Consider the following 13,806-nt stretch of genomic DNA (forward strand, 5'->3'; position numbering starts at 1 on the left):
CGAATAATAATTCGCCTTCACACGATAACCGAGACATTGGTTATTCGCGAGGTCGACCAGTCCTATTACACCTCCCTAGAAAAGGTGTGACAATCCCTCTCCTTCAGTGATACTATGTTCACTGAAATGACCAATATCGAACCAAAATATATATATCTATTCCGCTCCGGCGAGCTGGAGCGCCGCGCCCGGGCACTCGAATCCCGCCTGGCGTCCTGTGATATCTGCCCGCACGTGTGCAAAGTGAATCGACTCGAAGGTGAAACGGGCTTCTGCCGCTCGGGACGATTGCCGATAGTAGCGTCGATCTGCGCCCATCGAGGCGAGGAGCCGGCCCTCTCGGGCGTTAACGGCTCGGGCACCATATTCTTCGGCAACTGTAATATGCGCTGCGTTTACTGCCAGAATCACCAGATAAGCCAGAGCTGGAGAAGACAAAAATCGAACGAGACCGGCTGCCGCAGCCTGGCAGCACATATGATTTACCTGCAAGACGAGATGGGCTGCCACAACATCAACTTCGTATCGCCGAGCCATTTCGCACCTCAGATAGTGAGAGCGCTCGTTGAAGCTGTGCCGATGGGATTGCATATTCCGATCGTATACAACACCGGCGGCTACGATTCGCTCGATACGCTGAAAGAACTCGACGGCATCGTCGACATTTACCTGCCTGATATCAGGTATGCCGACGACAAAACGGCTAAGAAATACTCGCAGGCGCCGGACTACGTAAAATACAATCGCGCCGCGATGAACGAGATGTACCGCCAGGTCGGCGACCTTGTCGTGGACGGGAACGGTGTGGCGCGGCGCGGGCTCATCGTGCGACACCTTATTCTACCCAACAGGCTGGCCGGCAGCGAAGAATCGCTGCAATGGATCGAAAAAGAGCTTTCGCCCTCTGTCACTATGAGCGTCATGTCGCAGTACTCCCCCCGGCATAAAGCTCCCGGCATCCCCCTGCTGTCGCGACGCATATCTCCGACTGAATACGAATCCGTACTCAAATGCCTCAGCGACCTCGGCATGGAGAACGGCTGGCTGCAGGGGATGGAATCATCCGACCACTATCTGCCCGACTTCGAGCGCGAGGGCCACCCTTTCGACACCGACCCCGTAGGGGCGATTCATGAATCGCCCCCGCATGATGTCCCTAATAAAAAGAGGTCGGCATGACCCCCAAACCCATAATCGTTATCGGCGCGGGAGCGGGCGGGATGATGGCCGCCGGCCGCGCCGCCGAGCTGGGAGCCCGCGTCCTCCTGCTGGAGAAGACCGACGGCCCGGGCAAAAAACTCCTCATCAGCGGAAAGACGCGCTGCAACGTAACTAACGCTAAAGAGCTCGACGAGTTCGTTACGATGTACGGTGCGAACGGGCGCTTCCTCTACCGCGCCTTCAGCCGCTTCTTCCGCGACGACCTGCTCGATTTCCTCAGGCGTTACGGTGTTGAAACCAAGACCGAGCGCGGCGGCCGTATCTTCCCAGAATCTGACGACGCCCGCGACGTGGTGCGTGCCTTCGAGCGTTATATCACTGAGCAGCGCGTCGACCTGCACACCAATACTAAAGTGACCGCTATAAACGTCGACGGCGGGAAGATCGCAGGCGTTCAAACGGAGGACGGGACGATCCCCGCCTCAGCCGTCATCCTGGCGACGGGAGGCTCCTCATACCCCGGTACCGGCTCCTCCGGCGACGGCTACCGTATGGCAGCGTCGTTAGGCCATACGATAACAAAGATAAGGCCCGCCCTGATCCCGCTCGTGGTGCACGAGACCGCCCTGGCCAAGAGCATGCAGGGCGTGAGCCTGCGCAACGTGCGGCTGACCGCCTGTCAATGCAAAGCCGAGGATATCGACATTTCAAAGACGCCGAAGCGCGATTGCGGCCGCGGCATCCCCGGCAGGAAGCCCGCCGCGCCGGTCATCGAGAGCCGCATGGGCGAGATGATGATGACGCACTCCGGCATCGGCGGCCCGGTTACGCTGCTCATGAGCCTGGCCGTGGTCGATGCGCTGGAGCGCGGCCCGGTGAGCGTATCCATCGACCTGAAGCCTGCTCTCGACGAAAAGCAGCTGCGCGCGCGGCTGCAGCGCGACTTCGAGAGCTACAGCAAACGGAGTTACCGCAACATCCTCAAGGAGCTGCTGCCGCAGAAGATGATCGAGCCGTTCGTAGCGATGACAGGCATCCCTCCGGAGAAATGCGGCCACGAGATAACGGCGGACGAGCGCGAGCGATTGCTGAATTGCCTCAAATCACTGCGTTTCAACATCGAGGGGCCGATGCCGATAAGCGCCGCCATCGTCACTGCGGGCGGTGTCTCGCTCTCCGAGATCGACCCGTACACGATGGCTTCAAGATTAGTCGGTGGGCTATATTTCTGCGGCGAGGTCATGGACATAGACGCAGATACCGGCGGATATAACCTTCAGGCGGCGTTTTCCACAGGCTACGTCGCGGGGGAGGAAGCGGCTTTGTAGGACGGGTTTAAAACCCGCCGCAAAATTGTAAACACTAGTTGATAGCCGGATACATCGCAGTGTAATATATACAATATGAAATCGACAAGGACTCTAAATCTTCTCTGTCTGACTATCGTCATCGCGGCCTGCGCAGCGCTGCTGCTGTCCTCGGCCTTCCCCGCAACCGTCTGCGGCTGAGGGGAAAAGAAGCTGACGGTCGTCAGCACGCCCGAGACCGGAGGGTCCGTCGCTATTGAGAGCGACAGGCCCTGCGTCGCTAACTCCTATCCCGGCGGCACACTGGTAACATTGACCGCCATCCCATCGGAAGGATGCGAGTTCGAGCAATGGTCCGGCGATATCGGCGATAACCCGGCTAACAGCAGCTCCATCGATGTCGTTATGAATACGGACCGCTTCATCGTCGCCGGTTTCAAGGGATGCGCAGGGCCTCTGGAGATCACCATTGATTACAACATATATTCCGGCAAGCCTTCCATAATTAACGCCTCGTTCGGCTCCATCACAACCAGCGCCACGGGAACGTCAGCCGGTATTACGGTAAACGTCACCGCAACCGCCGCCGAGGGCTACCGCTTCGACGGATGGTCCGGAGTTATAAACGGCTCCGAGACGACGAAGAGCTTTCTAGCGAGTTCTTCCGAGCCCATAACAGCCAGCTTCTCCAAAGCGTCCTCCTCTATATGGACGTGGGGCATGATCGTCGTCATCCTGGTTCTTTTAGCAGGGGCTTTGTATTACATGATCAAGTCCGGAAGGAAGAAGAGGATAGAGGAAGCTCCTGCCGATGTAGCCGTCCCGTTCCAGCCGCCACCGACACCCAATGAGTAGCGATAACACGTAGGGTGGGTAGAGCGCAGCGAAACCCACCAAAAACTCGCCCTACTCCAAATCCATCTCTAGTAATTCTTTGCGAGGGACACTTCCCCAATCCGCCGGGTACAGGCCTTTTCCCATAAACGAATTGAAGCTGCTATACTCCCACTTAGCTGGCGAATCTACAAGGCCGTGCTTCACGGGATTGTAATGGATATAATCCCGATGCGTGTTCAAATCCGCCTTATCTCGAATCATGTGCTCCCAGAATCTTCTCTGCCAGATTCCCCTCTCTTTTTTCATCTGCCTCGAAGCTGATTTTATAGATGCCGAAGAGCCCAAATAATTACGGCTGAAGTCGGATTTTATCAACCTCCACCTCATCGAGAAATCGGAATCATTCTCGGGAAGCATCCAGATGCAATGGAAATGATCCGGCAAGACCACGATGGAATCCATTTTGAAGGGGTGGGCAAGCATTACCCGACGAAAAGATGCCTTTAACAAATCAACAGCCGTTTTGTCACTGAACGTGGGACAACGTCCGTTGGTTACGACCGTGAAGAAGAAAGTCCCGCCTTTTATGTACGCTCGACGGTAATCCGGCATCATGCACCAAAACCGTAGGGTGGGTAGAGCATAGCGAAACCCACCACAATATTTTGCGTCGGTGGGTTAGTTCGAAGTAGTAACCCACCCTACATTATTCTACGACGTCAATCCGGCATCATGCACCAAAACCGTAGGGTGGGTAGAGCGCAGCGAAACCCACCACATGATTATTACGATGGTGGGTTAGCTCGAAGTAGCAACCCACCCTACACTTGTGCTCCTTTTAGAAATTATGATTAAGAGACATGAATATTAAAAAACCTGCTACAAAAATATATCCTCCAATATAAAGGGCTATTAGGATTTTTCTAAACTGATTGCCTCTTTCATTGTAAAACTCGGGTTTATAGAGGTGATAGGGAGTGAAAAACCATTTTCGCGCCGTTACACGCCGGTTTTTAAACATGAAGAATTCGCATTCCAGCAAAACAATTCCCAAAACTGATGTAACTACTAAAAATACATCAAAAGGTTCCACCCTAACTCCAAATCGCTAGCAATATTTATATTATACGTCCTACTGCCCCAAAGTAGGATTTAATCTTCACATCTTCTCCGGCGCGGCCATCTCCATGAGGCGCAGCACCCGCGCCAGCACAATGCGCGTGGCGTCCACAAGCTGCAAGCGGGCCTTGGTAAGCTCCTTATCGTCGGTCACTACGCGGCATTTCTCGTAGAAGTTGTGGAACACCGTTGCCAGATCGAGCGAATAGTGCGGCAGGTGGTGCGGCTCAAGGGTCTTGGAGGTCTGCTCGATGACCTCGGGCAGCTCCAGCATCTTACGTATGAGCTCGATCTCCGGCTCCGAGGTTAGGAGCGAAGTGTCGGCCTTGCCGAACTTGATGCCCTCCTCTTTGGCCTTGCGCAGGATGCTGCAGATGCGGGCGTGGGCGTACTGCACGTAGTAGACGGGGTTTTCCGCCGACTGTTTCACGGCCAGCTCCATATCGAAGTCCATCTGGCTGTCGGCGGAGCGCGAGAGGAAGACGAAGCGGCAGGCGTCCGGGCCCACCTCGTCCATAAGCTCGCGCAGCGTTATCATCTCGCCGGTGCGCTTGGAGGCGCGCACGACGGTGTCGCCGCGCTTGAGCGTCACCATCTGAGAGATTATTATTTGCAGCCTGTCCGGGTCGATATCGAGGGCGCCCACGACGGCCTTCATGCGCGAGACGTGTCCCTGGTGGTCGGCGCCCCATATGTTGATGACCCTGTCGAACTTCCTCTCGACGAACTTGTTGTAGTGGTATGCGACGTCGGAGGCGAAGTAGGTCGGCGAGCCGTCGCTGCGCACGAGGACGTTGTCTTTGTCCTCGCCCAGGTTGGTCGACGCGAACCACAGCGCCCCTTCCTTCTCCACAATAACGCCGCCGTCCTTGAGCAGCTTCATGGCTGTCTTGTACTGCTTGCCCTCGTAGAGGCTCTTCTCGCTGAACCACACGTCGAAGGTGACGCCGAGCCGTTCCAGGTCGGCCTGTATCGATTCGATGACCATGTCCATACCGAGCCGTCCCAGTTCATCCGGCTTGTCGAGGTATATTTTCCCTTTTTTCACGACGATATCCTTGGCGATATCGATCATGTAGTCGCCCACGTAGCCGCCCTCGGGCATGGGCTCATCGCGCCCCAGCTCCCGGCAGTAGCGCGCGTACAGCGAGCGGTGGAACAGGTTGATCTGGTTGCCCGCATCGTTCACGTAGTATTCGCGCTCGACGGTATATCCGGCCGCGGCCAGTATGTTGGCCAGCGCGCTGCCCAGCACGGCGCCGCGGCCGTGGCCCACATGCAGCGGCCCGGTGGGGTTCACGCTGACGAATTCAACCTGTATCTTCTTGCCTTTCCCGGCGGCGATATCCCCGAATCTGTCTCCCACGCTCAGTATCGCGCCCACCTGATCCCTGAGCCAGCCCTCGGTCAGAGAGAAGTTGATGAAGCCGGGCGGCACCAGTTCCACCTTCTCGCAGCCGGGCGGGCACTGGATAAGACCCGCGATGTGCTCGCCTATCTGCATCGGGTTCATCTTGGTCAGGCGCGCCAGCTTGAGCGCCACGGCGCAGGCGTAGTCGCCGTACTCCGGGTTCTGAGGCCGTTCGATGATGACCTCAGGCATTGCCACAGCCGGCATCAGCTTTTTGTCCTGCGCCTCAATCAGGGCTTGTTCGACCAGTCTTGCCAGTTCGTCTTTTATCATGCCTCTCCCATACTTACGCCGTCGCCCCAGATGCGGGACACCTGCTCCCCGAGCAGCCTGTGCTCCGGTGCGGACAGCGCCGAATCTTTCTTAAATATATCGATCGCCTCTTTGCGGGCGAGCTCCAGCAGTTTCATATCGGAGAGCCGGGCCATCTTAAGGTCGGGAAGCCCGCTCTGCCTGATGCCGAAGAAATCCCCCGGCCCCCTGAGCCTCAAATCCTCCTCCGCCAGCGCGAATCCGTCATGCGTGCGCTCCAGCAGGGAGAGGCGCTCCCCGCTCTCCGGCGACGGGCTCTCCGCAAGCAGTATACAATAGCTCTGGTGCTCTCCGCGACCCACCCGGCCGCGGAACTGGTGAAGCTGCGCCAGCCCGAAGCGGTCGGCGCCTTCGATGAGCATTACGGTGGCGTTGGGAATGTCGATGCCGACCTCGACCACGGGGGTAGCGACGAGGATGTGGAACTCGCCGCTGCGGAACCTGCGCATCGCGTCTTCTTTGTCCGAAGGCTTGAGCTTTCCGTGAACGAGTCCGAGTCTCAGATCGGGGAATACTTCCCGCGACAAACGTTCGTGCTCGCTCACCGCAGCCCTGGCCTCGATGGCCTCCGAGTCCGCTATCAACGGGCATATTATAAACGCCTGCCGACCCTCCTGCACCTGCTTCCTGATGAAGCGGTAGGCCATCTCGCGCTGGTCCGGGGCCAGCCACCTGGTCTTTATCACCTGCCGCCCCGGCGGCAGCTCGTCGATTACCGACAGATCGAGGTCGCCGTAAAGCGTCAGCGCCAGGCTGCGCGGTATCGGCGTGGCCGTCATGGCCAGAAGGTGCGGGTTGGCCCCCTTCTGGCGCAGCGCCGCCCGCTGCATCACGCCGAAGCGGTGCTGCTCGTCGACGATCACGAGGCCGAGCTTTTTGAACCCGACCTCCTCCTGTATCAGGGCGTGCGTGCCCACAGCTATATCGACGCCGCCCGCCGAGATGCGCTCGTAAGCCACTCCCCTCTCGCTTTTCTTCATGCTGCCCTTGAGCAGCGCCAGCGTCACCGGCCGGTCGAGTAGCCCCGAAAACGTGCGCAGGTTGCCCTCGTCGCTCTCCTGCCTTCCGCAGCTTCTCAGTATGTTCGATATCGTGGAGAAGTGCTGCTCGGCCAGTATCTCGGTGGGCGCCATGAAGGCCCCCTGGCACCCGCCCGCCGCCGCGGCCAGCAGCGCGGCCACGGCCACCGCGGTCTTGCCGCTGCCCACCTCGCCCTGCAGCAGGCGGCTCATCGGTTTGGCCTTGCCCAGGTCGGACATTATATCGTTAAGCGAGCGCTCCTGCGCCCCGGTCATCTTATAAGGAAGCGACGATAAGAATATCTCAAGCACATTATCCTTAGCCGCGATGCGGTTGGCCCTGCCGCTCTCCCTCCAGTCCTTCCTGCGCGAGAGCACGCCCAGTTGGATGATGAACAGCTCGTCGAAGGCCAGCCTCCTGCGGGCCTGGTCCTTGGCAATATCGTCATCGGGGTAGTGCGCCTGCCTTATCGCCTGCTGCAATCCGATCAGCCCGGCCCTGGTCATGACCTCCGGCGGCATGAAATCGTTAAGAAGCGACGAGCACTCCTCCACCACCTCCTTGATGACGCGCCGCGCCACGCGCGGGCTCAGCCCCTCCGTAAGGTGATATACCGGTATCAGCCGCCCCGTATGCGTCAGGTCGTCTCCCGACAGCAATTCATACTCCGGCGAAATGAATACCTTGATGCCCTTATACAGGCTCACCTTGCCGCTGAATACGTACTGCTCGCCGGTGCGCATCTGCCGAGCCATGTAGGGCTGGTTGAACCACATGACCTTCATGTTGCCGCTCTCGTCGCCGATGACGGCCTCCGCCGAGCGGCGCCCCCCGGGCCTGACCTCCTGCGCCTGCCAGATATTGGCCACCACCGTCTGCTCCTGCCCCACCTGCAGCGCGGCCACTGTCTGGCGCTTGCTGTAATCGATGTGCCGACGCGGGAAGAAGTACAGCATATCGCGCACCGTATTAACGCCGAGTTTGCGGAAACGCGGCGCCAGCTTATCGCTAACGCCCCTGATATCGGTTATCGGAGAATCGAGCTTGAGCGCAACTTTCGACAGCGGTCGAGCCGCGCTCTTCTGCGGTTTTTTTGCTACGGGAGCCGCTACCTTTTTGCTTTTCAAATCAATCTTCGTCGCGACGTTCCCTTCAGCCGTGTCGAGCCACTTCAGCATGCCTCCGACCCAGTCGACACGCTTTCCAGTATCCATTCCTGCGTACTCGACACCACGAAGGTGAACAGGCGGAACGACGGCCCCCCGCTCCAGGAAACGGTCCAGCCCCCCGAAAACGGCGGTATCGCCATACCCCTTCTGTTTTTCTAAAATGAGAATCTTGCGAAGCGTGGAAGAGTCCACTGATATTACTCCACGGAAACGATGTATCTGTAATGAGGCTGTCCGCCGTAGACGGACTCTACTTCCAGATGCGGATACTTCTTGCGGATGAGCTTGACGATGGCGTCGGGCTCCCTGCTCTTTACGCCCGCGCCGTAGTAGAGAGTGACTACCTCCCTGTCCGACATGTCGATCTTTAACACAAGCGCCTCCATGAGCGCCATCATGCCGTCGCCGGCAGCCACCAGATCATTATCGATAAGGGCTATGTCCTGCCCTTTCTTAACCGAAAGGTCGCCATAAGCCGCATCGCGCACCGCCTTGGTGACCTCGACGGTGATTACGTTTGACGCGGCATCCTTCATGGCGAGGAAGTTGGCGGCGAAGTCCGCCGCGTTGTTCAACGCCAGCAGCGCCGCTATGCCCTGCGGCATTGTCTCGGTGGGGACGACGGCCACCATCTTGCCCGTGAGGGGAACAACCTGCTCCGCCGTGAGGATGACATTATGGTTGTTGGGTAAAATGACCACCTTATCGGAAGGCGCCGCCTGAACCGCCTCCAGCAAATCATGGGTGGAAGGGTTCATTGTCTGGCCGCCGGGAACGATTGCGGTGACGCCGATACTGCGGAAAACCTCATGCATACCGTCGCCCTGCACCACTGCCACGGTGGCAACATCCACCGCGGGTTTCTTGCTCAGATCCGACAGGTCCTTATGCTGCTTGTCCATGTCCTCCACCTTGACCTGCTTCAAAGTGCCCAGCGAAGCGGCATATCCCAGCGCGGCGCCCGGATCGAAGGTGTGGACGTGAGCCCGAACGACATTCTCCTGCTTAACCACCATCACCGATTCGCCTATCTTCTCTAAATGCTTTCGAATCGGGACGACATCCAAGTTGGAGCCTTCGATGACGAACTCGGTGCAGTAGCCGTAGGCGATCTCTTCGCCGTGCGCGCCTGCGGCGCCGGTCGGCTCGGGTACGGCGGCTCCGGCCTCGATCTTATCGCCCCTGAGATACTTCTGGAACCCCTCGAATATCACGTACAGCCCCAGCCCCCCGGCATCCACGACCCCGGCGTCGCGGAGCGTATCCAAGAGTTGCGGAGTCTTTTCCACGGATTCCCTGGCCGTATTCACTATGGTCTCGACGACCTTCTTGAAATCGTTCTTATCGGCGACCTGCTTTGCCGCCTCGGCCGACTCCCTGATAACGGTGAGTATGGTGCCCTCCACGGGATGGCTCACCGCCTTGTACGCCAGCGAAGAGCCCACCTCCAGTCCGGCCACGAAATCGCCGGCCTCCAGCTCGGCCTTGCCGTTCAAGGGGACGGCGAATCCGCGCAGTATCTGCGACAGTATCACGCCGCTATTGCCGCGCGCCCCCATGAGCGCCCCGTGCGATATAGCGCGTATCACCTCGGACGCGGTCCCGCCGTTTACCTGCGACGCCTCGGCCACGGCCGAGCGCATGGTCAGGGACATATTGATGCCGGTGTCGCCGTCGGGCACTGGGAAGACGTTGAGCGAGTTGATATGGGGCACGTTCGCATCCAGCCAAATGGCTGCACAGCTGAACATATCTATAAGGTCGCGGCCGCTGCAGGAAGTAATGGCCTTCATCTTTTTCCTTACTTGTATTCGGGAATCAGTTATGGTATCCTATTTGCTGCATTCTACCGCAAAACTACAGTTTGGTCAAAGGGGATACGATGCCAGGCAAATGTGACGTATGTGGAAAGTCAATACAGTTCGGTCATAACGTGAGTCACTCCAAGCGGCGCACCAACCGCCAGTGGCATACCAACACGCATAAGCAGACCATCGTTCTCGAAGGGAAGAAGGTTCAGGCCAACGTCTGCACCCGCTGCCTGCGCACGATGAACAAGCCGGTCAGCTAAACAATATCGCTCGATTTAAACTGGTACCAGCTGCGAGATGCATCTGGTACTTTTTATTTAGCCTTAGTTGCGTTTAGCCCCCGCCTCAACAAGGCAGTTATACCATTCCTCCGCAAAACATGCTAGAATCATCGCAAGATTATGGACACCAAAGAGCGCCCCAAACGCAAGCTATACATCCAAACACTGCGCCGCATGAGCGCGGAACAGCGCCTGCTCAAGTCATTTGAGCTGTCCGAGTTTTCCAGAGAACTCTTCCTCCACGGTCTGCACAAGCGGTTCCCCCACCTGTCGGATGTCGAAATAAAGCGCATTTACCTGAAGCGGCTGGAAAAATGTCACAACAGAAACTATTAAAGCTGACCGTAGAGACACTCGACGGCGCGGGCATCGAGTACATGCTGACCGGCTCTGTGGTCTCAAGCCTTCAGGGCGAACCGCGTTCGACACATGATATCGACATAGTAGTCGCGATCAAGCGTCCCGCGGCAAAGAAACTGGCCGACGCCTTCCCCACGCCCAGATATCATCTGACCAGAGAAAGTATACTCGATGCTATAAGCCATACTAGCATGTTCAACCTCCTCGACACGAACACCGGCGACAAGGTGGATTTCTGGATACTGACGGACGAGCCCTTCGACCTCTCCCGATTCAAGCGCAGACGCACCGAAGAAGTGCTGGGCATTAAACTGGCGGTGTCCAGCCCCGAAGACACCATCCTGATGAAGCTGAGTTGGGCCAAGCGCTCCGGCGGCAGCGAGAAGCAGTTCAGCGACGCGCTGCACGTTTATGAGGTGCAATCCGGCAACCTCGACCTGAAATACCTGCACCGCTGGGCTAAAACGCTCGGAGTGGAATCGCTGCTGAAACAACTGGAAGATAAAGCAGAGCAACTATAAAGAGGTGCAGGATTCCTCCTGCACGGGGGTTTGGGGGTGTCCCCCATCCCAAATTAAAATCCCCCAAGATTGGGGGATAGCAGGGGGTTGAAGATAGCTCTCTCAGCTAATCCGAATAGCTGGCCCTGAGTTCTTTCATCGCCTCGCTGATGCTTGTATCTTTCCTGAAGATGGCCGCCCCCGCCACCAGCACCGAGGCCCCCGCCTCGACGACCCTGCGCGCCGTCTTAGGCGAGATGCCGCCGTCCACCTCCATCTCAGCCGTGAGCCCGCGCTCGTCCAGCATCTTTCGCACGTGAGAGATTTTAGCAATCATCTCCTCGATGAAGGGCTGCCCGGCGTATCCGGGATTCACCGTCATGACTAGGACGAGGTCGACGTAGGGAAGAACGTCTGCGATCACGTCGGGCGATGTCGGCGGGCTGATCGACACGCCGGCCTTCACGCCCAGCTTCCTTATCTGCTCGACGACTTCCCTGAGATTGGAGCAAGCCTCGGCGTGCACAGTGATAACATCGGCCCCGGCTTTAGCGAACTGCTCGATCTGGCTCGGCGCGCGGCCAAGCAGCGAGTGTTCAATGTGCTTATCCGGCTCTTCGATCATGAGGTGCACATCGAGCGGAACCTTGGTGTACGGGCGTATCGCCTGCACAACAAGCGAGCCGATAGTCATGGGCGGGACGAAGTGTCCATCCATTATGTCAACATGTATATAGTCCGCACCTGCTTTACTAACTTCTTCGACCTGCGCCCGCAGGCAGGAGAAGTCCGCCGAGAGTATCGATGGAGCTATCTTTATCTTGTTCGACGACTCAGCCATTGACCGTCTTCCTCATCCGCGCGATCTGCGTCTTCACCTGTGCCGGCGCTGTGCCCCCGACGGCGTTTCTCGCGGCCACGCTGGTCTGGGCGGTTATCTTGAGTACATCCTTGCTAAACTTGGGCGAGAATTTCTTGTAATCGGATATCGACAATTTGTCGAGCGTCTTACCTTTATCGATGGCATACTGCACCAGCCCGGCGACGACCCCGTGCGCCTCGCGGAACGGCATCCCCTTTGCCACAAGGTAGTCGGCAAGGTCGGTGGCCAGTATGTACCCCTCCCCCGCGGCTTTCGCGGCCCTCCCCGCATTAAATTTCAGCGTCGCGACCATGCCGGCGAAGACATCCAGGGTGCCGATAAGCGTGTCGACGGTGTCGAAGAGCCCCTCCTTATCCTCCTGCATGTCGCGGTTATAGGTCAGGGGCAACCCCTTCATCAATGTCAGCATGGCCATGAGATGCCCGTAGACGCGGCCCGTTTTGCCGCGCGCCAGTTCCGCGACGTCCGGGTTCTTCTTCTGCGGCATCATGCTTGAGCTCGTAGCGTACGCATCATCGATCTCGATGAAACCGAACTCCGGGGTCGACCACAGCACCATCTCCTCGGCCAGACGCGAGAGGTGCATCATCGTTATCGACGCGGCCGCTTCGTACTCGATGACGAAGTCGCGGTCGGACACGGCGTCCATGCTGTTCTGGCTGACATGCGCGAAGTCGAGCTCCTTGGCCACGAAATCGCGGTCCAGCGGGTACGGCGTGCCGGCCAGCGCCCCACTGCCCAGCGGCATAACATCGGCGCGCATAAGGCAATCGATGAAGCGGTCAACATCGCGCTCCAGCATCTCGCAGTAGGCCAGCAGGTGATGGGCAAAGAGCACCGGCTGCGCGCGCTGCACGTGGGTATAGCCCGGCATGACCGCGTCTTTATTCGATTCTGCCACGTCGAGCAATGCGCCCTGCAGCGCCTTTATCTTTTCTATCGTATTGCCGATAGCTTCCTTGACGTACATGCGCACATCCAGCGCCACCTGGTCGTTGCGAGAGCGCGCCGTGTGCAGCTTGCGGCCCACACCGCCCACCTTCTCGATTAGGCGCGCCTCGATGTTCATGTGTATATCTTCATGTTCTGCCTTGAACACGAACTTTCCCTTGTCGATCTCATTCCAGATGGAAGCGAGCCCATCGCAGATAAGCTTGGCCTCTTTGACGGTGATTACGCCCTGTTTCGCCAGCATCTCGGCATGCACGATGGAGCCGGCTATGTCATACTTGTACAGCCGTCTATCATAGCTTATGGACTCCGTATATTTTTGTACCGACTGCGCCATGTCCTTCTTGAAACGCTTGCGCATGGGGTTCACCTCCCCGCATTATTCACATCTGTCATTGTACGATTGGCCATCACGTAGGGGCAGACCTATGTGTCTGCCCTCGTAATAACGACATCGGCTAACCTGATAACCACAACACGGGCGAACACGCAGGTTCGCCCCTACAACCCTCTCTCCCCCCTCTTCTTCTGCTAGCGATGGTGTTCTTCACCTTCGCTTTTCATCTAACCAGCCTTTTGCCGTTATTATCAACCCCCTGTATCCCCCACCAACCTTGGGGGATTTTAAAAGAAGATAGGGGACACCCCTAAAACCCCGCCAGAGGGCGATCTCTCTGGACTCCC

Annotated in this window: 12 protein-coding genes; 6 read left to right on the top strand and 6 right to left on the bottom strand. The window is 57.8% G+C overall.

Features of this window, described 5'->3' with window-relative positions:
- Positions 1 to 114 precede the first annotated feature (114 nt).
- The 3 genes from WC562_03685 to WC562_03695 all read left to right on the top strand — a co-directional run bounded on the left by WC562_03685 (position 115) and on the right by WC562_03695 (position 3,323).
- On the top strand, positions 115 to 1,179 hold the full coding sequence (locus WC562_03685; protein ID MFA5055261.1) for a radical SAM protein: 1,065 nt from the start codon (positions 115 to 117) through the stop codon (positions 1,177 to 1,179).
- On the top strand, positions 1,176 to 2,489 hold the full coding sequence (locus WC562_03690; protein ID MFA5055262.1) for an NAD(P)/FAD-dependent oxidoreductase: 1,314 nt from the start codon (positions 1,176 to 1,178) through the stop codon (positions 2,487 to 2,489). Before WC562_03685 ends, WC562_03690 begins: the two co-directional genes overlap by 4 nt.
- Positions 2,490 to 2,681: 192 nt before the next feature.
- Positions 2,682 to 3,323, top strand: coding sequence for a hypothetical protein (locus WC562_03695; protein ID MFA5055263.1), 642 nt, complete (start codon positions 2,682 to 2,684; stop codon positions 3,321 to 3,323).
- A 51-nt stretch (positions 3,324 to 3,374) separates the two neighbouring features.
- Here WC562_03695 and WC562_03700 read toward each other — a convergent pair whose 3' ends face one another.
- The 4 genes from WC562_03700 to WC562_03715 all read right to left on the bottom strand — a co-directional run bounded on the left by WC562_03700 (position 3,375) and on the right by WC562_03715 (position 10,129).
- Positions 3,375 to 3,917 carry a transposase gene (locus WC562_03700; protein ID MFA5055264.1) on the bottom strand — a complete coding sequence of 181 codons (543 nt, stop codon included), beginning with the start codon at positions 3,915 to 3,917 and terminating at the stop codon, positions 3,375 to 3,377.
- A gap of 547 nt (positions 3,918 to 4,464) precedes the next feature.
- A complete protein-coding gene (gene argS / locus WC562_03705) occupies positions 4,465 to 6,108 on the bottom strand; it encodes an arginine--tRNA ligase (GenBank protein ID MFA5055265.1) in 1,644 nt (547 codons plus the stop codon).
- Positions 6,105 to 8,528, bottom strand: a complete 2,424-nt coding sequence (recG, locus tag WC562_03710) for an ATP-dependent DNA helicase RecG (protein ID MFA5055266.1) — start codon at positions 8,526 to 8,528, stop codon at positions 6,105 to 6,107. Before recG ends, argS begins: the two co-directional genes overlap by 4 nt.
- A 5-nt stretch (positions 8,529 to 8,533) precedes the next feature.
- Positions 8,534 to 10,129, bottom strand: a complete 1,596-nt coding sequence (locus tag WC562_03715; protein ID MFA5055267.1) for a DAK2 domain-containing protein — start codon at positions 10,127 to 10,129, stop codon at positions 8,534 to 8,536.
- Between the two features lie 89 nt (positions 10,130 to 10,218).
- Here WC562_03715 and rpmB point away from each other — a divergent pair, with 89 nt between their 5' ends.
- From rpmB to WC562_03730, 3 genes are all read left to right on the top strand, one after another.
- Positions 10,219 to 10,407, top strand: a complete 189-nt coding sequence (gene rpmB / locus WC562_03720; GenBank protein MFA5055268.1) for a 50S ribosomal protein L28 — start codon at positions 10,219 to 10,221, stop codon at positions 10,405 to 10,407.
- Positions 10,408 to 10,548: 141 nt separating this feature from the next.
- Positions 10,549 to 10,764 (top strand): hypothetical protein, encoded by a 216-nt coding sequence (locus tag WC562_03725; GenBank protein ID MFA5055269.1) that lies wholly within the window; start codon positions 10,549 to 10,551, stop codon positions 10,762 to 10,764.
- Positions 10,743 to 11,309: a hypothetical protein gene (locus WC562_03730; protein ID MFA5055270.1), complete on the top strand. Its 567-nt coding sequence runs from the start codon at positions 10,743 to 10,745 to the stop codon at positions 11,307 to 11,309. The genes WC562_03725 and WC562_03730 overlap by 22 nt, the downstream gene beginning before the upstream one ends.
- Before the next feature lie 106 nt (positions 11,310 to 11,415).
- On the opposite strand, the gene rpe is transcribed toward WC562_03730, so the two are convergent.
- Both rpe and argH read right to left on the bottom strand, forming a co-directional pair.
- Positions 11,416 to 12,129, bottom strand: coding sequence for a ribulose-phosphate 3-epimerase (gene rpe, locus WC562_03735; protein MFA5055271.1), 714 nt, complete (start codon positions 12,127 to 12,129; stop codon positions 11,416 to 11,418).
- Positions 12,122 to 13,492: an argininosuccinate lyase gene (gene argH, locus WC562_03740; GenBank protein MFA5055272.1), complete on the bottom strand. Its 1,371-nt coding sequence runs from the start codon at positions 13,490 to 13,492 to the stop codon at positions 12,122 to 12,124. Before argH ends, rpe begins: the two co-directional genes overlap by 8 nt.
- Positions 13,493 to 13,806: the final 314 nt, after the last annotated feature.

It is taken from the genome of Dehalococcoidia bacterium (genome assembly GCA_041649635.1).
GTDB lineage: Bacteria > Chloroflexota > Dehalococcoidia > E44-bin15 > E44-bin15 > JAYEHL01.